Source organism: Allobosea sp. (assembly GCF_051860145.1).
Classification (GTDB): domain Bacteria; phylum Pseudomonadota; class Alphaproteobacteria; order Rhizobiales; family Beijerinckiaceae; genus Allobosea.
In genome coordinates this window covers 81,561-99,873 of the sequence record NZ_JBHYEM010000002.1, presented here as the reverse complement: position 1 = coordinate 99,873, position 18,313 = coordinate 81,561, and the positions used below count along the sequence as shown (strand labels likewise).

Genomic DNA, 18,313 nt, shown 5'->3' with positions numbered 1-18,313 from the left:
GCGGGGCACGTGCGTGCAGGCGAGTCTGGCGCGGCGCGGCGCGCGGCTATTGGCGGAAATTGAGAATGCGGTCAGCCGGCCGCGGCGCGGACCCATTGCAGCGGCGTGATGCCATAGGCGCGCTTGAAATGCCGCGTCAGCGCGCTCTGGTCGTAGAAGCCGGCATCGAGCGCCGCAGTGGCGATCGTCGCGCCGCGGCCGAGCGCCGCGATCGCCGCCCTGAGGCGCAGTTGCGTGAGATAGGCATGCGGGGTGAGCCCCGTGCTGCGCTTGAACAGGGCGATCAGCTGGAACGGTGTCAGCCCGACTTCCGCCCCCATTTGCTCCAGCGTGAGCTCCTCCGCGTGACGCTCCCGCATGATCTCGCGGATGCGGGCCGCCTTGGCCTGGTCGCGCCGCGGCTGAGCAAGACCTGGTTCGCCGGCGGCATGGCGCCGGATCAGTGTTCCGAAGCTGCGCAAGAGAAGCTCGCGCTCCTCGAGAGGGTCGTTCCCTTCGTCGAGAATGCGGTGCAGGCCGAGGAAGGCGTCGATCAGATCGGGATCGTGGAAGCTGTTGCGCGTGAAATAGGCCGTCGTTTCGAGGCCGAGCGCGGTCTTCAGCGTCTCGATGGCCGGCGAGGTCAGATAGAGCCCACGGTAGAGCCAGCGCCGGCTCCAGCCCATCCGCCCCGAATGGGGCTCGTCGGGATTGAACACCAGCAAGGTCGAGGTCTTGGCCTCGTCGGTCCGCCCCCGGCTCTTGAATTCCGCGCCGCCAGCTTCGGTGACGGCGACGACGAAGGCCTCGTGGCTGTGGGGCGCATAATCATGGCTGGTGAAATCGGCGACGAGACAGCTCAGGCCCGGAACCCAAGGGTCGCGCCAGTAGCGAGAGGAGTTGCGGAGATCGACGCGAGCCAAGTTGCGATCCGTAGTCAGGGCAACCGCAATCGTGCGTCGACAGCAGCAAGATCGCAACCGTGCGGCCAGTTTTCGAGACGGCGGGATTCGCCCAGGAGGTGCCGGATGTCGATATCATATTCGACAGGATCAGCGGCGAGACTCCACAGCGATCCTATGGCGCGGTCAATGGGGAGCGCCCACATGAATGCGCCTCTCGCGCGCAGTCACGTCGCCCCCGCTGCCAGCTTCTTTTGGGCGGCATGCTGTTCTTCGGCCATGCCGGAACGCCAGTAGCTGACGATCAGATGCTCGTCCTGCCCGGGGCGCAAACGCTCGCGCGCGGCAGAGCGTATCTGGCGGAACGCCGCATATTCCAGCGCCGCCCAGAGATAGAGCCGCTCGCCCTCTGGCGGCCAGTCGAGCGCGGCGAACGCATCCGGCAACAGCGTCGCGCCGCCAGGCGCCGCCCCGTCGCGGTGGAGCCAGCGGATGGCAACTCCGTCGGGCGCGTCCAAAGGTTGCTGCTCGCCTGGATCGGCGATCTCGATGATGGCGAGGCCGCGGGCGGTTCGCGGCAGGCTTTCCAGCATGCGCGCGACCGCCGGAAGCCCGGTTTCGTCTGCCAGGAAGAGGTAGCGGTCGGCCTGCTTCAGGCCCCGGCCGCCGGGACCCGCCATGCCGAGGACGTCGCCGGTGCCGGCGCGGAGGGCGAAGGCCGAGCCCGGTCCGGCATCGTCATGCACCACGAAATCGATCGCCAGCGTCCCGGCCGCGGCATCGATCTCGCGGATCGTGTATTTGCGGATCGCCGGGCGCCGTTCCGGCGGCGGTTGCCGGAGGATTCCGTCATCGCCGAGCAGCGGCCAGGCCGGATCGGCGAGGCCGGCCGGCGGAATGAAGAGGCGCACATGCAGCGCCTCCATGGTGTCGAAGCGCGCCAGATCCTCGCCACGGAAGCGGATGCGCCGCATATGCGGGGTGATCTGCTCCGTGCCGATAACGGTCAGAACGCGGAAATCGGGCGGCAGCGACGGCCCGCTGGCGTCACCGCTCCAGCGCAGGCCGGTTGTCGCGCCCGGCGGCGCGAATTCGGCGAGATGACTGGCAATGGCCCATTTCATCTCTTTCAGTTCGGCGAGACCCGGCGCCTCGATGACGATGTCGACCGTCTCGTCCCGTACCGTCAACCAGGCTTCGCTCTTGCCAAGGGAGATCCGCGTCCGGTCGTCCAGCCGGGTCACGACCGCTTCATGTTCGGCGAGATGGCTGCAGAGCAGGCCGAGCGCATCTTCGGGCCGGGCGAGCGTCAGCCGCAGGGAGGTCGAGAACATGAGGATGTCCTGAGTTCAGGGAGTGCTGCGGTCGGCGGGCTCGATCCAGAGCGTGCCATCCAGCGGGATGGCCGAGAATCGGGCGGCCTCCACCAGGGTGGCGGCGGGGTCGATATCCGCGAAGCGCTCGGGATGAAGCCATTTGGCGATCCGCTCGATCGCGACGACATGCAGCGGCGTGTCGTTGAACAGGTGCCAGAGGCCGAAGGCGCGCCCCTGTCGCAGGGCGGTCAGCTCCGCGAGCCCGGGCACGGTCCGAAGGCGGGCGAAGCTGTCGGACGCGACCTGTCGATCGACGCCAAGTCCCAGCACGAGGCCGCCGTTCCTTGCCAGATGCGTCCCGCCTGTCGCGATATAGACATCCGGATCGCTGCCGATCAGCTGCTCGAGGCTGATCTGGCCGGTTTCGCCCGGAAGCAGCGCCGCCGCGATGTTGCGCCCGCCGGCGGCCGTGATGAAATCGTTGAACGTGCCCTTCCCGGGCGTCATGCAACAGGCGAAGCCGCCGGCATGGGCGTGGATGAACACGTTCGGGCGCTGCGCACCCTGCACCCGGCTCGCGACGCGTCGCAGATGTTGCTCGTAAAACGCGATGAAGCGCTCTGCTTCGTCCGAGCGGCCGAGCAGGCGGCCGAGCGCGCGCAGGCTCGGCACCGTGTCCGAGAGCGGGCTCAGAAAGAAATCGACGACCGCGACCGGAATTCCGGCGCTCTCGAAGCGCTCGACGAGGTCGCCCGGTCCCCGGCGCGCGCCCGCGAGCGAGCGGCTCAAGATGACGAGATCGGGCGCAAGCGCCACCGCCTGCTCGAAGGAAAAGCCCTCCGGCGTCGCGCCGTCACCGACCGTCGGCACGGCCTCGATGGTCGGGAAGCGGGCGCGGTAGCGGGCATAGGTGTCGGGGCTCTGCCGCTTCTGGTCCGCTCCCCAGCCGGCCAGGATGCTGACGGGATCGGGATGGATGAAGCCGAGCGCATTGAGCTGGCGCCCTTGCGCCAGCACGATCCGCCTGGCCGGTGCAGGCAGGGAGACGCTGCGGCCGAGGACGTCCGTCACTGTCACGGATTCGGCGCTCGCCACGGTGGCAAGGCCAAGCCATGCCACCGCCACCAGTGCGACCACGATCACATGCTTGAGTGCAGACGCGTTCATGCCGTCGCTGTCCCTTGCGCGGCGGTCCCGGCAAGCCCGAAGGAAACGGCGCGCGACAGCATCGGCGGAATGACGGAAACGTGGTTCTCGTCCGGGAAGACGGTGAAGGTGCAGGAGACCCGGCCCGACGCCGAGAGGCGCCCCGCCATCTCGGCCGCATTGTCGCGCATCCGTGCCATTGCAAGCCGCTCGGCACGCCATGGGCTCGCCCGGACCGCTCCGTCCTGCTCCTGTGCGCCGACCGTGATCAGCAGGCGCGCCGCAGAATCGCCGGCGCCGTTCCGAAAGGCCTCCTCGGCCCCGAGGATGGCGCGGTCGTCCCACCAGATCGACGGGCTGCTGGCGACATGGGCCTGGAACAGGCCGGCGCGCGTGAAGAGCGCGTGGAGGACGAAGAGCCCGCCATAGGAGTGGCCGATCAGCGTGCGGCGCGCGGGATCGAGCGGAGCCAGCCGTTCGATGGCGGGAAGGATCTCGTCGGCGATGGTATCGAGAAACCGCGCGGATCGTCCTGCGACAGGCAGGAGATCCTGCTGGCGCCGCTCGGCGTCGAAGGGCGCCTCGGACAGGTAGCCGATGCCAAGGACGACGGCAGGCCCGACACCCGTCACCTCCGGGCGGCCCGCCTGCAGCCGAACCGCCATGGCCGCCGTGGCGAAAAGCGCGTGCCCGTCGAGCAGGACCACCAGCGGAAAGCCACAGGCCGGCGGCTGCGCATCGGGAATGTCCACGAGCAGCCGATAGGTCTGGCCATCGCGTGCGGCGAAGTCGAACTGACCGGCCCGAGGCAAGCCCGGCAATGGGGCCCCGGGCGCCACGGAATCCGAGCTCATTGCGTTCAATCCGGTCATCTCACCAGCGATAGGACAGGGTCGCGAGGACCGTGCGGCGCAGGCCGAAGGAGCACTGGGTCGCGGCATAGCAGCCGGCAATGTATTCCTTGTCGAAGAGGTTCTGGGCGTTCACCTGCAGCTTCCAGCCCTTTAACGAGGCGTTCGCCATGCCGAAATCATAGCTGATCGCGGCATCGACGAGCGTGTAGTCCGAGGTGAAGAAGGTGTTGCCCGGGTCGCCCGCGCCCTTGCCGACATAGCGGACGCCCGCTCCGAGGCCGAACCCGGAGAACAGGCCGGTCTTGAAGGTATAATGCGCCCAGAGCGAAGCGATATGGCGCGGCACCACGGTCGGCCGCTTGTGGAGGTCGGCGCCGTTGCTCTTCGTCACCTCGGCATCGGTATAGGCATAGGCCGCGATGAGATCGAGGCTGTCGAAGACCGTGGCGCGGGCTTCGATCTCGACGCCGCGGGCGCGAACCTCGCCCGTCTGGATCTGGAAGCCGACATTGTTCGGATCGGCCGTCGGAACGTTGCTCTGCGTCAGCTGATAGACCGCCGCCTGCAGGAACGCGTTGTAGCCGGGCGGCTCGTACTTGAAGCCTGCTTCGTATTGCTCCCCTTCGGTCGGCTTGAACGGCGCGCCGCCGAACGCAGTGCCGGCCTGCGGCTCGAACGAGGTGGAGTAGCTCGCATAGGGCGCAAAACCATTGTCGAAATTGTACATGAGCGCGACGCGGCCGGTGCGTGCGGTGTCGTCCTGCTTGGTGAGCACGCCGTTGGTCAGTGCCCGGGTGCGGGCCTCGGCCCGGTCGAACCGGCCGCCGACCAGCAGCGACAGGCGGTCGAGCTTGATCTGGTCCTGAGCATAGATGCCGTATTGCGCCGTCGCCTGCTTCACGCCGGGCAAGGCCGGCAGCGCGAAGGGCAGGCGCCCATAGACCGGGTTGGTGTAGTCGAGCGGCTGAACGGTGCCGCCGGCGCCGGTAAAGGCGGTGCCGTCCGTCCAGTAGCCGTCGACGCCGAAGAGCAGCTTGTGCGTCAGCGGCCCGGTGCGGAAATCCGCCTGAAGCTGGTTGTCGATGCCGGCCGTGCGGGCCTTCTCGTTCGACATGGTCACCCGGCGCATCAGCGTCTTCTGATCGGCGGCAATGCTGCCGACGGCGACGGTGCGGAACCGTGACTCGAGGTCCGAGAGGCGAACGTTCTGGCGGACGGTGAAGACGTCGTTGAAGCGGTGCTCGAAGGCGTATCCCAGATTCGCTTGGTTGCGGCTATAGCCCTCGAAATTCGGCTCGCCGGGGAAGAAATTGCTGCGGATGCGCCCGTTGCGGCTCGGCAGGGCCGTGCCGATCGCGGGGATGAAGCCGTAGAAGCCCGTTTCCGGATCGCGCTGGAAGGACGCCATCAGCGTGAAACTCGTCGCGCCGTTGGGCTGGTAGGTGACGGAGGGCGCGATGAAGATGCGCTCCTCGCGGGTGTAGTCGACCTGCGTATCCGCTGCCCGGCCCAGCCCGACGACGCGATAGAGCCAGGTCTTCTCCGGGTCGACGGGGCCGCCGAAATCGAAGGCCATCTGGGCGCGTTCGAAGCTGCCGAACTGGAGCTGGACCTCGCCGTGGCGCTCGTCCCTGGGCCGCTTGCTGACCATGTTGACGATGCCGCCCGGCTTGACCTGCCCGAAAATGACCGAGGCGGGTCCGCGCAGCACTTCGACGCGCTCCAGCCCCCAGGGCTCGTAGGACGGCACCAGGAAATTGACGCCGCGCTGATAGCGCAGGCCGTCGAGATAGTTGATGAAACCGGCGTTTCCGCCGCTCCCGCCGAAGCCGCGAACGAAGGCGCTGTCGTAGCGCCCGGCCGAAAGCCGCGTCTCGGCCAGGACACCGGCGGTGTAGCGCAAGGCCTGGCTGACGCTCTGGGCTCCCTGGTCGTCCATCTGGTCGCGGGTGATGACCGTCACCGATTGCGGGGTCTCGATCAGGGGCGTGTCGGTCTTGGTTGCAGAGTCGCTTCGCCGCGCCACATAGCCGTTGACCGGGCCGCCTGCACGCTCGCCCTCGACCTGGATCGTGTCGAGCTTGATCGCGCCGGCATCCTGCGCCGAGGCGCTTCCGGCCCAGGCGCAGGCGAGCGCTCCAACCGCCACACCTGCCATATGGGCCAGGCGACTGCCGATACCGATCTCGTTCATGGCCCCTCGACCCCAGCGGTCGCCTGCCGCGACCTGTCGGTCAGGTTCTTTCAAGAACGTGCTCGTCCGGGCAACGATGTCGGCTTTTGATCGCGGCAGTATTTCTTTCGTTGCAGTTTCAAATGCGTCGAATGCGGGCAAGTCTTCCGAAAACAAGCCGAATTCACCTCAGGGCGCTGGGTGAGATACCGAAGCGCTTGCGGAACAGGCCGGAGAAATGGGCCGGCGTGTAGCCCACGCGATATGCCGCCTCGGCCACTGTCGTCTCGCCGCTGTCGATCAGCCTGTGGGCCAGTTGCAGGCGATGTTCCTGCAGGTAGGCGAAGACGCTGGCCCCGAATTCCGCCCGGAAAGCGGAGGTGAGCTTGGTCGCGTTGAGCCCGGTCAGGCGCGCAAGCTCTGCAAGGCTGGGCGGGTCATGCATCGCCTCGAGCAGCATGTCCCGCGCCGCACGAACCTGTTCACGTGTTCGGGCTGGAAGACGCGGAGGCCGCAACGGCGTGACGCCGATGATCTCGTTCAGCGCGACGGCGGCAAGTTCGAGCGCCTTGCCGCTGAGATAGAGCCGCCGGAGCGGCTCCGCCACGGGGCATTCGGCGATCTGGGTCGCAAGCGCGCGCAGGTTCGCGTCCGCGGGGCGCACCCAGATACCGGCATCGGCTGTCCCGGCAAGGGAGAGAAGCGCTTCGATCGGGGCGGTGAATTCCCGCTCGACGAAGTCGAGATCGAACTGCATCAGCGTGCAGCGGACACTTCCTCCGGCGATGCCGGTTCGCTGCTGGACATGGTCCCCCAGATTGGCGGCTACCAGGAGAGCAGGCCCGCCGATCATGACGGCCGGCCGGTCGTCCAGTTCGAGCATTTGCCGTCCATCGAACATGACGGCGATCTTCAAACCGCGCCGCATCGGCCCCACGATGCGCTCGCCCTCCGTCACGCGGAAACGCCCCGCGGACAGCGAGAGCTGGCGCGAAAACAGATCCAGCCCGGTGACCGGAGAATAGGGCGTGGCCGTTTGAGCCTGCATCGAGTCCTCAAATGAAAACGATGCAAATTATCCTGTTTCTGGCCAATACACCATACGCAGGGAGTTTTATACCAATTCTAAACAGCGCTGCTCAGTCAAGTGGCGTGCGATTAGGTATTTGACCTCAGTTGTTAAAAGAATAAATCCTCGGAAAGCGGCGATGAGATAGTGATTTGATTGCTCTATTTACTCAAAATGAGGCCGGGTCCGTCGCAATCGATGCCGACTTGCAAACCTGTCAGCTTGTTAGGGCGGTAGATAATTCCCGATCCCGGATCGGAGCATAGATAATCGGGCATGCGCCTTCCGTCCGCATGCCCGGTTTCGCCCCGGTGCAGGCCGAAAAGCGCTATTTCGGATGCACATCGACCGCCAATGTGAGCTCGTCGATGCGTGGCTGATAGAGCATCTTGCCGCGCGTCGCCCAGATGTTCTTGAAGTGGTAGAGCGGGATGATGGCGACGTCGGTGGAGACCAGCTTGACCGCATCGAGCACGAGCGCCTCGCGCTTGGCGTCGTCGATCTCGGCGATCGCGGCGGCATTGACCGCGTCGAGCTTCGGATTGGAGTACTGCGCCCAGTTATAGAGGCCCCAGCCGGTCTCCTTGTTGCGCGTGCCGACGAGATCCCGGAGCAGGCCGGTGCCTTCCATGGAGTTGTTGCTCCAGCTCCCGAGATAGGCGGTGAACTGGCTCTTGGCGCCCCGCGACGAGTAGACGCTGAAAGGGATGGCGTCGATCGCGGTGTCGACGCCGATCCGGCTCCACATCTGCGCGATCGCCTGCGCGACCTCGACGCTGTAGGGCACCCGGTCGTTCGAGGTCGAGAGCGTGATCTTGAAGCCGTTGGGGAAGCCGGCCGCGGCCAGAAGGCGCTTGGCCTTCTCCGGATCATAGGCCGGGACCGGGGTCTTGGGGTCATATCCCATGATGCCGGGCGGCAGCCATTGGCCGGTGGGATTGGCGGTGCCCAGCATGATCCGCTCGGTGATGCCGGTGCGGTTGATCGCGACCGAGAGCGCCTCGCGGACCTTCTGGCTGGTCAGCGGCGACGGATCGAGCTTAGCGCCCTTCTTGTCCGTTATCGGCGGCGCATCCTCGGCCGGCTTGATCATCGGGACGACGTAGTTGACGCGCATGCCGGCGACCGAGGCGACGCGGATGTCCTTCGATTTCTCGAGCCGCGGCAGATCGCTGGCGGATGGCGTGTCGATCAGGTCGAGATCGCCGGACAGCAGGGCCGCCGTGCGTGCGGCGGTGTTCGGGATCAGCCGGATCGTCAGGCTCGTCCAGGCCGGCTTCTCGCCCCACCAGCTGTCGTTGCGGGCGAATTCGACGCGCTCGCCGGGCGTATAGCTCACCAGCTTGAACGGGCCGGTGCCGATCGCCGCCTTGCCGCTGTTATAGTCGGCCGTGGTCGCATCCGCCCCGGCATGGCGGGAGACGATGGCGAGGCGGGTGAGGTCGCTCGGCAGGTTCGGCACCGGCGTCGCGGTGGTGAGGCGGATCACGCTCGGGCTGACGACCTCGGCATTCTTGATCGGCCGGATGATGCCGGCGAAGCCGCCGAGATTGTTCGGGACGTCGATGGCGCGCTTCAGGGTGAAGGCGACGTCATCGGCCGTGAAGGGCTTGCCGTCATGCCAGGTCACGCCTTCGCGCAGCTTGAACTCCCACACCGTTGGCGAGATCGCGCGCCATTCCGTGGCGAGGCCGGGCGTGAGCTTGCCCTCCGGGCTGCGATGCACCAGCCGGTCGAACATGTGGAAGGCGACCAGGTTGTTGGGCGTCGTGCTGTAGAAATGCGGGTCGAGCGAATTGACCGCTCCGCCGATCCCCATGGCCAGCTTTTCGGCGAAGGCGGGCGAGGCGCCCAGGCAGAGAAGGAAGGTCGATGCGAGCGCGAGGCGCTTTACCGGCGAGGTGAGGGTGGCAGTCATATCCGATCCCCTTATTATTGGTATATAATAACTGATATTTGAAGACGATTTCGTAGGGCTGTCAAGCGAGCGGAGGCGATCGGCGCGGGTGATGGGCCGGCGTCAAGGGCTCCGGAGCTTGCTGCTTTCAGACGGAAACGGCCCGTTTCCGGGCTGTCAGCGCATTCTATGGATGAAGGGCGGCGATGGCCTCGACTCAGGAGACGAGCGTTTCCGTCGCTCTCGTCGCGGCTTCGAGCACGAGCGGCGCGAGTTCCGCGATCGCGGTCTCGCGGCTGTAGCGCGTCGTCAGGGTTGATAGGTTGATCGAGCCGATCGCGCGGCCGGCGCGGTCATGAACCGGCGCGGAGACCGAGATGCTGCCCTGTTCCATGTTCTTCTCGGTGACCGAGAAGCCGACCGCCTTCGCCGCTTCGAGAATGCGCATCATCTCGGCAGCGTCGCGCGCCCTGGTGCGCTGGGAGACGGAGGGGGCGGATGCCTTCCAGACCTTCTCGACATGGCTCGGCGCGGAATGGGCCAGGAGCATCTGGCCCGACGAGGATGAGAGCGCCGGAAACCGGGTGCCGATGGGGAGGTTGACCGACGAGATATGTGTGCTCGGCACCGTCGCGATGATGACGATGTCCGCCCCGTCGACCTCGACCCAGGAGATCGTTTCCCGGGTCTTCTCGCTCAGGATGCGCATTTGCGGATAGGCCGCCTCAAGGCCCTGGTTCGACGAGGTGGCGTTCTGCGCGAAACGGAAGACTTTTCGCGACAGGCCATAGCGCTTCGTCTGGGCGTCGCGATCAAGATAGCCGAGACGCTCGAGCGTATAGATGAAGCGCTGCGAGGCGCTGCGGCCGAGTCCGGTGCGGATCGCGATGTCCGAGAGGCTCAGGGTCGCGGCCGTCTTGTCGAAGGCCTCCAGGACCTTCATCGCCTTGGCTACGGAGGCGACGAAGAGGCGCTCGTCGATCTCCGGCGCCGCTTCGCCGCGGTCGGCGAGGGACGGGGCTGGCGCGGATTTCGACGTCGACGACACCATGGCGTGTGGAGACCTTTCGCAGGGCTGATCCAGCTGTAGCAGCTTCGTTCGGCGCCTCAACCCGTGCCCGGGTCGAACGCCGTGGCGAAGCGCTGCTTGAGGAGGTTCTTCTGGATCTTGCCGAGGGTATTGCGCGGCATCTCGTCGACCAGCTCGATGCGCTTGGGCACCTTGTAGCCGGCCAGCGAGGACCGGAGCGCCGCGATCGCTTCCTGCGGATCGAAGGCCGCGTGGCCTTTCGCCAGCTGCACCACGGCGACGACGGCCTCGCCGAAATCGGGATGCGAAACGCCGATCACCGCGCTTTCGGCGACCGCGTCGAAGGCGTTGAGCGCGGCCTCGACTTCCTTGGGATAGACGTTGAGGCCGCCGGTGATGATGAGATCGGCACCCCGGCCGAGCACGCTGACATAGCCGGCCTCGTCGATGCGGCCGAAATCGCCCGTCACGAACCAGCCGTCGCGGAAGGCGGCCGCCGTCTTCGCGTCGTCGCGCCAATAGCCGAGGAAAGGATGAGGCTGCTGCAATTCGATCATACCGACCGTTCCAGCCGGCACCTCCTGCCCATCATTGTCGACGATGCGAAGCCGCGAGCCCGGCAGCGGCAGGCCCGACGTGTCGGGGCGGCGATGATCCTCGACCCGGTTCGAGGTGGCGATCAATGCCTCGGTCAGCCCGTAGCGGTCGAGGAGGCGGTGGCCGGTGCGGCTGGCGAAGGCTTCGAAGGCATCGGCCCGCATCGGCGCTGAGCCGGTGACGAAGAGGCGCATCCCGGTGCAGAGCTGCCGGTCGAAGCGTGGGTCGGCCATGAGGCGGCTGTAATAGGTCGGGACACCGGCGAAGATCGTCGCGTGGGGCAGGGCGGCCAGCACCGCCTCCGTCTCGAATTTCGGCAGCAGGATCATCGCGGCGCCGCCGGCGAGCGCCGGCGTCGTCGTGCCGAAGAGCCCATAGGCCATGGGATTGGCGTGGAGCAGGGTGTCGTCCGGACTGATCCGCCAGCAGGCGGCGAGCGCGCGCGCGTTCCAGATCACGCTGCCGGCAGAGAGCAGCGCGCCCTTCGGTCGCCCGGTCGTGCCCGAGGTGTAGACCATGGCGTTCGCGTCGGAAGGCGAGACGGCCGTGAGTTCGTCCAGCCCCTGCCTGCCCTGGCTCTCGTCGGTCAGCGTGCCTGCGCCCTCTGCGTCGAGCGTCAGCACGTGGTGCGTTCCGGACGAGCTGACGCAATCGCGCCGCGACGGATCGCAGACCACCACCGCCGGCTCGGCGTCCCGAATGATATGACCGATTTCGGCATCGGTCAGGCCGATATGGACGGGCAGATAGACGGCTCCGAGCCTGCAAACGGCGAGGTAGAGCAGGATGCCCTCGGGCGATTTCTCCAGGACGCCCGCAACGAGGCGGCCTTTCGTGACGCCAAGCCCGGCCAGCAGGCCGGCGTAGCGGGCGGTGATCTCCGCCGCCTCACCGAAGCGAAGCCGCCGCCCGGCGGCAGTTTCCATGAAGACACGCCCCGGATCGTGATCCCGGCCGAACAGGGCGCCGAACACGTTCGCATCGGTTGGCACGGTGATCTCGGTCATCGTCGTCGTCCTGTCGGTGGGCCCGTTCAGCGCCCGGTGAAGACCGGCTTGCGCTTCTCGGCGAAGGCGCGGGTCCCTTCGCGATAGTCCTCGCTGCGATCGGCCGCGTCCGACAGCGCCGCGACATCGGCAGCGACCTCGGCCAGGCGGCCGAGCTGGATCGCGTCGCAGGCGAGCTTGGCGGCACGGATCGAGAGCGGAGCATTGGCGAGCATCGGCTCGGCGAAGCGCAGCGCCGCCTCGACGACACCGTCCTCGACGACCTCCGAAACGAGCCCGCAGGACAGCGCCGCTTCGGCCCCGATCAGCGCGCCGGTATAGAGCATGTGCCGCGCCATCGAGAGGCCGGCAGACGCTGCGAGGAGCTGCGTGCTGTCGGCTGGATAGACCAGGCCGAGCTTGGCCGGAGGCACGCCGAAACGTGCCGTCGCGTCGGCGATCCGGAAATCCGCGCGCAGCGCCAGCGTGCAGCCGCCGCCGACGCAGGGTCCGCTGACGGCTGCGATCACCGGCACGCGCGCCGCCGACACCGCTGCGTAGCAGGCCATGATGCCGTCCCAATAGACCTGGCGCGCCTGAGGATCGTCGCGCACGGCGGCAAAGGCGCCGATCTCGTCGCCGGCGCAGAATGCGCCGCCACGGCCGGTCAGGATGATCGCGCGCAGCGCATCATCGCCTTGCAGACCGGTGAAGGTCGCGCCAAGCGCGCGCCAGGCTTCGCCGTTCAGCGCATTGCGTTTGGCCGGGCGGTTGATCGCGACGATCGCGACCGCGCCGCGCCGCTCCAATTCGATGTCGGACATCTGCCCCTCCGTGCCTCGCTCGCTCTGGCTTGACACATACCCGATCCGAATATCAATATTCAATCATTGTTATTGTAATTCAATATCGCTTCGGCCGAGCCCCATGCGCTCGACCGGGCGAGCACTCCGGGATCCGCCATGCAGACCGATGCCGTCACGATCGGGCAGCTCTGGGACAAGCGCGCTGCCGCGGATCCCGAACATGTCTATTGCCGCTTCGGGGAGCGCGACTGGTCCGTCGGCGCGCTCAATGATCGCATCAACCGGCTGGCGAACGCGCTGCTGGCGGCGGGTTTGCGCAAGGGCGACCGGGTCGCCGTGATGCTGCCGAGCCATCCCGACCACATCGTCACCATCTTCGCGCTGGCCAAGGCCGGGCTCGTCCGCATCCCGGTCAATGTCCATCTCAAGGGCGCCTCGCTCGACTTCGTCTTTGATCGCTTCGCGCCGCATGCGCTCATTGCCGATCGCAGCCATGCCGAGGTGCTCGCGCCGATCACGGCGCGGTTGCCGGAGCTCGCGCTGGTCTGGCGCGGGGGCGACGAGCCGGGAGCGTTTTCCCGGTTGATCGATGAAGCTTCGCCCGATCGGCCCGCCGTCGATGTCCTGGCCGACGACATCATCGCCATCACGCCGAGTTCGGGCACCACCGGCGAGCCGAAGGGCGTGCTGAAGAGCGACCGCAGCCTGCGTGCCGGGCCGATGGGGACGCTGGCGCTGACCGGCGCCAGGGCCGGCGACGTCTTCCTGCTCTGGGAGCCGCTGCATCATGGGGCCGGCGTCGCCGTGCTGATCGCGGCGCTGATGGAGCCGATCACGCTCGCCATGGTCGAGAAGTTCAGCGCGTCCCAATTCTGGGATCAGGTTCGCCGCTACGATGTCACGCATATCCACTATCTCGGCGGCGTGCTGCCGCTGCTGCTGAAACAGCCGGCAAGCCCCCTCGACCGGCAGCACAAGGTCCGCATGGCCTGGGGCGGCGGCTGCCCGATCGATGTCTGGCGGGCTTTTGAGGAGCGCTTCGGCGTGGTGCTGCGCGAGGGCTACGGGCTCTCCGAGATGACGACCTTCGTCACCATCAACCCGGAAGGCCGGCTCGGTTCCTGCGGGCGCGCCCTGCCGTTCTACGACGTGAAGCTGCTCGGCGAGGACGGGCAGGAGGTGCCGGTCGGCGAAGCGGGCGAGATCGTCGTCAGGCCGCTCGAGGCCGAACTCGCCTTCAAGGGCTATTTCCGGATGGAGGAGGCGAGCGCCGCGCTGGTCAGGGACGGCTGGTTCTCGACCGGCGACCTCGCAAGGCGCGACGAGGACGGCTTCCTGTTCTATGCCGGACGCAAGAAGGACAGCGTGCGCCGGCGCGGCGTCAACATCTCGGCCTGGGAGGTCGAGCGCATCATCCTCACCCATGACGACATCGAGGAATGCGCGCTGATCGGCGTGCCGAGCGAATTGGGCGACGACGATCTCAAGCTGTTCATCCGCGCGGCCGGCGGGCGAACCCCCGATCCGCTGGCCTTGATCCGCTGGTGCGAGGACCGGATGCCGTATTTCCAGATTCCGCGCTATATCGAGGGGATCGACGAGTTCCCGAAGACGCCGACGCAGCGGATCAAGAAGAGCGATCTCAGCCGCAGCACCGAGGCCTCCTTCGATCTCGAGCGCTCCGGGCACCGGATCGGCAAATAGCGGCCCAGCCTGCAGATGAGCGGACGGCGCGATCAAATGAATGGCAGCACGACCGGGATGCGTGAGATGGGCGAGCGCAAATCATGAGCGCCTGGCTGCTGCGACGCGTGCTCCAGGCGGTCTTCGTGGTGATCGCCATGACGGTGATCGTCTTCATCGGCGTCAGCGTCATCGGCGATCCGGTCGAGACGCTGATCTCGCAGGATGCCGACCAGGGCGAGAGGCTGCGCACCATCGCCGCCTTCGGCCTCGATCGTCCGCTCTGGGTCCAGTACCTCTCCTTCCTGAACGGCGCGATCCACGGCGATCTCGGGCGCAGCTTCGTCTATAACGAGCCCGCGCTGCAGATCATCCTGCAGCGCATGCCGGCGACGCTCGAACTCGCGATCGCGGCGATGCTGCTGGCGATCGTGATCGGCATTCCGCTCGGCCTCTTCGCCGGGGTGAAGCCGCACTCGCTGGTCTCCAAGGCGATCATGACCGGCTCGATCCTAGGCTTCTCGCTGCCGGGGTTCTGGGTGGGGCTGCTGCTGATCATGGTCTTTGCCGTGCAGCTCGGCTGGCTGCCCTCCGGCGGGCGCGGCGAGACGCGCGCGCTCTTCGGCATCCAGTGGTCGTTCCTGACCCTGGACGGGCTTCGGCACATGATCCTGCCGGCGCTGAACCTGGCGCTGTTCAAGATCTCGCTGGTGATGCGCCTCGTCCGGGCGGAGACCCGCGAGATCCTCCCGCAGGACTATATCCGCACCGCCCGCGCCAAGGGGCTTTCCGAGCGCGCGGTGGTGACCAGGCATCTGCTGAAGAACATCATGATCCCGGTCGTCACCATCGTCGGGCTCGAATTCGGGTCGGTGATCGCCTTTTCCGTCGTCACCGAGACGATCTTCTCCTGGCCGGGCATGGGCAAGCTGATCATCGACAGCATCCATGTCCTCGATCGGCCGATGATCGTCGCCTATCTGATGATCATCGTGCTGCTCTTCGTCGTCATCAACCTCGTGGTCGATTGCCTCTACGCGGTGCTCGACCCGCGCGTGCGGACGAGCCGATGAACGCGCCAGCTTCACTCGACCAGGCCGTCCCGCCGCGCGTGTCGAATTTCGGCCGCTTCGCGCGAGCCTTCACCGCCTCGCGCACCGCCGTGATCGGCCTGGCGCTGCTTGCGGTGGTCGTCCTGCTCGCGCTGCTCGCGCCCTGGATCGCGCCGCAGAATCCCTACGACCTGACCCAGCTCGACATCCTGGACGGGCGCCTGCCGCCCGGCTCCACCGCAGCGACCGGCATGACATTCTGGCTGGGGACAGACGACCAGGGCCGTGACATGCTCTCGGCCATTCTCTACGGGCTGCGTATCTCGCTATTCGTCGGCGTGACCTCCGCAGTTGCCGCGGCTGCGGTCGGCGCCCTGCTCGGCCTCTTCGCCGCCTACGCCGGCGGACGGATCGAGAGCGCCCTGATGCGCCTGGTCGACCTGCAGCTCTCCTTTCCGGCGATCCTGATCGCGTTGATGATCCTCGCCTTCCTCGGCAAGGGCGTGCTCAACGTCGTGCTCGCGCTCGTCATCGTCGAATGGGCGGCCTATGCGCGCACGGCCCGCGCCAGCGCGCTGATCGAGAGCCGCAAGGAGTATATCGAGGCGGCAAGGGCGATGGGCGCCTCGCCCTGGCGCATCCTGCTGCGGCACCTGCTGCCGAACTGCCTGACGCCGCTGATGGTGATCGCCACCGTCCAGGTGGCGCGCGCCATCGCGCTGGAGGCGACGCTTTCCTTCCTGGGGCTCGGCGTTCCGGTCACCGAGCCGAGCCTCGGCATGCTGATCGCCAACGGCTACCAGTACATGCTCTCCGGCAAGTTCTGGATCAGCTTCTATCCCGGCCTCGCCCTGCTGTTCACGGTGGTCGCGATCAACCTCGTCGGCGATCAGCTGCGGGATGTGCTGAACCCGCGGAGAGGGACCTGAGGACGGTGTTTAGCGGGCTTTCGCGCTAATAGGCGCGCCGAGCGCGGATTGGCTTGAGCAGGCTGCGGCGAAATAATCAAGGCGGATGGCAAACATGTTCGGTGCTGAACCGTCGTCCAGGCGAGCCGCTCGATGAAGCGTCTAAGCAACGGGGTAAGACTTGTTGGTAGATGATTCAGCAGAGATGTGTGGGACGTTTTGCAGGTTGCCCCGCCCTTTGAGCCAACCTTCGGCAATCACTCGAACTGTCGGGGGCCGTTAGCTCAAGGCGACCCAACCGGCGTGACCGGAGCGGGTAGAGATCATTTCTAAACGCGCAAACTGCTTTCGACGAATTGACTGGGCATCCCATGCCGCCTAGGCCGCACCCACAGCGTGCGTCGCAGCATAGAAAACGTGGAGGAGGAAATTTTGGGCACATTCATCGGAACTCTTGGGAATGATGATAACGGCGGTCAGTTATCTGCGTTCGACAACATCCAATATGGTCTGGATGGTGATGATCACCTCTATTTTGAAGGTGTCGGTCCGGCGCATATGTACGGCGGCGAGGGTGATGATTCCTTGCGCTTCATGTCTGATGGCAGCGGCGGTTACATGTACGGCGGCGCTGGCAACGATAAGCTTGGCGGCCTTTTTGAGTCCATTGTGTTCAATGACAGCTTGTACGGTGAGGATGGCGACGATTGGATCACCGGCCTTGGTGGCGACGATTTGGTTGATGGAGGGAATGGCAACGACGAGATGTACGGGGGAGCTGGCAAAGATCAACTCTTCGGTGGGTTGGGAAATGATCAATTGGATGGCGGGATGGGCGACGATTACCTTGAAGGAGGGCGTGGCGACGACTTTATAATGGCTGGGGATGGCAATGATACGCTAGTTGGTGGCGAAGGTAACGACCGACTCTTTAGTGGCGCGGGCGACGATCTGATCTGGGCTGATCTGGGTTTTGACACCGTAAGCGCCGGCTCGGGCAACGACACCATCTACTCCGGGCTCATGAATGCGATCAGTGCCAAGGGCGACGCTGGCAACGATCTGATCGCTACGGGCAGCGGCAGGGACTATATCGATGGCGGGAACGGCAACGATACGCTGTTTGGCGGCCTGGGGAATGACCTTGTCTACGGGGGCAACGGCTCCGACGCGCTCAGTGGCTATATGGGTAACGACACTTTTTACGGAGATTTCGATAGCTCCGACCTAGACTATTTCAATCTTAGTCTTGATGTATATGCTGGCGATTACGATTTTATCGGCGGGTTCAATGCCGGTGGGGTTCGAGACTACATAATTCTCCCGGAGGAGTATCGTGGGCGGGTCTATCTTGAAAAGGTGAGCTACCAAGAAGTGATCGGCTATGTCGCCGTTGGCTCGGGCTTCTACTCCTTCAAAGTGCTGGCCTATGACTCGCTGCAAATTGCCGACGTTCAGGCGTCCCTGTTCTTCGCCTAGTTGACCCAGCCGGCGCCATCGCCAGGGTGGCGCCGGCCGCTTGCATTCGGCACAGCACGAACGAAATACGATTGAACGCGTTGCTCGTTTGGACAGGCTGGAGGTGAGAGCGAGGGATGGCTGAGGGGAAGCGCGCGCTGCGATCGGCGTTCAAGCGGATCGAGCAGGAGGTGCCGGCTGGCGTCGCGTCGGCGATGCGCTGGCTGCGTCATCCCTTGTCGCGCTGGATCCGGATTCCGGTCGGCCTGCTGCTGATCGTTGGCGGCGTGTTCTCGATCCTGCCCTTCCTCGGGCTCTGGATGCTTCCGCTCGGCCTGATGTTCATCGCGGCCGATATTCCATTCCTGCAGAAGCCGATGGCGTGGTTCGCCCATGCCTGTGTCGATGGCTGGTCGCGCTTTCGCGCCTGGCGGCAGAAACGATGAGCTCCGGCGCG

At 65.9% G+C, this 18,313-nt stretch carries 15 protein-coding genes; 5 read left to right on the top strand and 10 right to left on the bottom strand.

The features are described from left to right. Positions 1 to 71: 71 nt before the first annotated feature. The 10 genes from ACTIF2_RS03740 to ACTIF2_RS03695 all read right to left on the bottom strand — a co-directional run bounded on the left by ACTIF2_RS03740 (position 72) and on the right by ACTIF2_RS03695 (position 12,773). Positions 72 to 902, bottom strand: a complete 831-nt coding sequence (locus ACTIF2_RS03740; protein ID WP_439495697.1) for an AraC family transcriptional regulator — start codon at positions 900 to 902, stop codon at positions 72 to 74. Positions 903 to 1,108: 206 nt separating this feature from the next. Beyond that, complete coding sequence (locus ACTIF2_RS03735; RefSeq protein WP_439495696.1) at positions 1,109 to 2,215, bottom strand: DUF2218 domain-containing protein; 1,107 nt, start codon at positions 2,213 to 2,215, stop codon at positions 1,109 to 1,111. Positions 2,216 to 2,230: 15 nt separating this feature from the next. Further along, on the bottom strand, positions 2,231 to 3,364 hold the full coding sequence (locus tag ACTIF2_RS03730; RefSeq protein WP_439495695.1) for an ABC transporter substrate-binding protein: 1,134 nt from the start codon (positions 3,362 to 3,364) through the stop codon (positions 2,231 to 2,233). Next, complete coding sequence (locus ACTIF2_RS03725; protein WP_439495694.1) at positions 3,361 to 4,197, bottom strand: alpha/beta hydrolase; 837 nt, start codon at positions 4,195 to 4,197, stop codon at positions 3,361 to 3,363. Before ACTIF2_RS03725 ends, ACTIF2_RS03730 begins: the two co-directional genes overlap by 4 nt. Before the next feature lie 19 nt (positions 4,198 to 4,216). Continuing rightward, positions 4,217 to 6,391: a TonB-dependent siderophore receptor gene (locus ACTIF2_RS03720; RefSeq protein ID WP_439495693.1), complete on the bottom strand. Its 2,175-nt coding sequence runs from the start codon at positions 6,389 to 6,391 to the stop codon at positions 4,217 to 4,219. A gap of 163 nt (positions 6,392 to 6,554) precedes the next feature. After that, a complete protein-coding gene (locus ACTIF2_RS03715; protein WP_439495692.1) occupies positions 6,555 to 7,328 on the bottom strand; it encodes a helix-turn-helix transcriptional regulator in 774 nt (257 codons plus the stop codon). 439 nt (positions 7,329 to 7,767) lie between these two features. Further along, positions 7,768 to 9,357, bottom strand: coding sequence for an ABC transporter substrate-binding protein (locus ACTIF2_RS03710; RefSeq protein WP_439495691.1), 1,590 nt, complete (start codon positions 9,355 to 9,357; stop codon positions 7,768 to 7,770). 196 nt (positions 9,358 to 9,553) lie between these two features. Beyond that, positions 9,554 to 10,387 carry an IclR family transcriptional regulator gene (locus ACTIF2_RS03705; protein WP_439495690.1) on the bottom strand — a complete coding sequence of 278 codons (834 nt, stop codon included), beginning with the start codon at positions 10,385 to 10,387 and terminating at the stop codon, positions 9,554 to 9,556. A 56-nt stretch (positions 10,388 to 10,443) separates the two neighbouring features. Beyond that, a complete protein-coding gene (locus ACTIF2_RS03700; RefSeq protein WP_439495689.1) occupies positions 10,444 to 11,970 on the bottom strand; it encodes an AMP-binding protein in 1,527 nt (508 codons plus the stop codon). A gap of 26 nt (positions 11,971 to 11,996) precedes the next feature. Next, entirely contained in the window at positions 11,997 to 12,773 is a 777-nt protein-coding gene (locus tag ACTIF2_RS03695) for an enoyl-CoA hydratase/isomerase family protein (protein ID WP_439495688.1), read from the bottom strand. A 138-nt stretch (positions 12,774 to 12,911) separates the two neighbouring features. Here ACTIF2_RS03695 and ACTIF2_RS03690 point away from each other — a divergent pair, with 138 nt between their 5' ends. The 5 genes from ACTIF2_RS03690 to ACTIF2_RS03670 all read left to right on the top strand — a co-directional run bounded on the left by ACTIF2_RS03690 (position 12,912) and on the right by ACTIF2_RS03670 (position 18,302). Next, positions 12,912 to 14,459, top strand: coding sequence for an AMP-binding protein (locus ACTIF2_RS03690; protein ID WP_439495687.1), 1,548 nt, complete (start codon positions 12,912 to 12,914; stop codon positions 14,457 to 14,459). A gap of 83 nt (positions 14,460 to 14,542) precedes the next feature. After that, complete coding sequence (locus tag ACTIF2_RS03685; RefSeq protein WP_439495686.1) at positions 14,543 to 15,511, top strand: ABC transporter permease; 969 nt, start codon at positions 14,543 to 14,545, stop codon at positions 15,509 to 15,511. Further along, a complete protein-coding gene (locus tag ACTIF2_RS03680) occupies positions 15,508 to 16,419 on the top strand; it encodes an ABC transporter permease (RefSeq protein ID WP_439495685.1) in 912 nt (303 codons plus the stop codon). Before ACTIF2_RS03685 ends, ACTIF2_RS03680 begins: the two co-directional genes overlap by 4 nt. Positions 16,420 to 16,830: 411 nt before the next feature. Further along, positions 16,831 to 17,877 (top strand): calcium-binding protein, encoded by a 1,047-nt coding sequence (locus ACTIF2_RS03675; RefSeq protein ID WP_439495684.1) that lies wholly within the window; start codon positions 16,831 to 16,833, stop codon positions 17,875 to 17,877. A 116-nt stretch (positions 17,878 to 17,993) separates the two neighbouring features. Then, complete coding sequence (locus ACTIF2_RS03670) at positions 17,994 to 18,302, top strand: hypothetical protein (RefSeq protein ID WP_439495683.1); 309 nt, start codon at positions 17,994 to 17,996, stop codon at positions 18,300 to 18,302. Positions 18,303 to 18,313: the final 11 nt, after the last annotated feature.

Bases quoted from the DNA above. Each gene is read 5' to 3' on its own strand.
- ACTIF2_RS03690 (WP_439495687.1), top strand. From the start codon at position 12,912: ATGCAGACCGATGCCGTCACGATCGGGCAGCTCTGGGACAAGCGCGCT.
- ACTIF2_RS03730 (WP_439495695.1), bottom strand. From the start codon at position 3,364: ATGAACGCGTCTGCACTCAAGCATGTGATCGTGGTCGCACTGGTGGCG.
- ACTIF2_RS03670 (WP_439495683.1), top strand. From the start codon at position 17,994: ATGGCTGAGGGGAAGCGCGCGCTGCGATCGGCGTTCAAGCGGATCGAG.
- ACTIF2_RS03700 (WP_439495689.1), bottom strand. From the start codon at position 11,970: ATGACCGAGATCACCGTGCCAACCGATGCGAACGTGTTCGGCGCCCTG.
- ACTIF2_RS03680 (WP_439495685.1), top strand. From the start codon at position 15,508: ATGAACGCGCCAGCTTCACTCGACCAGGCCGTCCCGCCGCGCGTGTCG.
- ACTIF2_RS03725 (WP_439495694.1), bottom strand. From the start codon at position 4,197: ATGAGCTCGGATTCCGTGGCGCCCGGGGCCCCATTGCCGGGCTTGCCT.
- ACTIF2_RS03705 (WP_439495690.1), bottom strand. From the start codon at position 10,387: ATGGTGTCGTCGACGTCGAAATCCGCGCCAGCCCCGTCCCTCGCCGAC.
- ACTIF2_RS03735 (WP_439495696.1), bottom strand. From the start codon at position 2,215: ATGTTCTCGACCTCCCTGCGGCTGACGCTCGCCCGGCCCGAAGATGCG.
- ACTIF2_RS03710 (WP_439495691.1), bottom strand. From the start codon at position 9,357: ATGACTGCCACCCTCACCTCGCCGGTAAAGCGCCTCGCGCTCGCATCG.
- ACTIF2_RS03695 (WP_439495688.1), bottom strand. From the start codon at position 12,773: ATGTCCGACATCGAATTGGAGCGGCGCGGCGCGGTCGCGATCGTCGCG.
- ACTIF2_RS03720 (WP_439495693.1), bottom strand. From the start codon at position 6,391: ATGAACGAGATCGGTATCGGCAGTCGCCTGGCCCATATGGCAGGTGTG.
- ACTIF2_RS03685 (WP_439495686.1), top strand. From the start codon at position 14,543: ATGAGCGCCTGGCTGCTGCGACGCGTGCTCCAGGCGGTCTTCGTGGTG.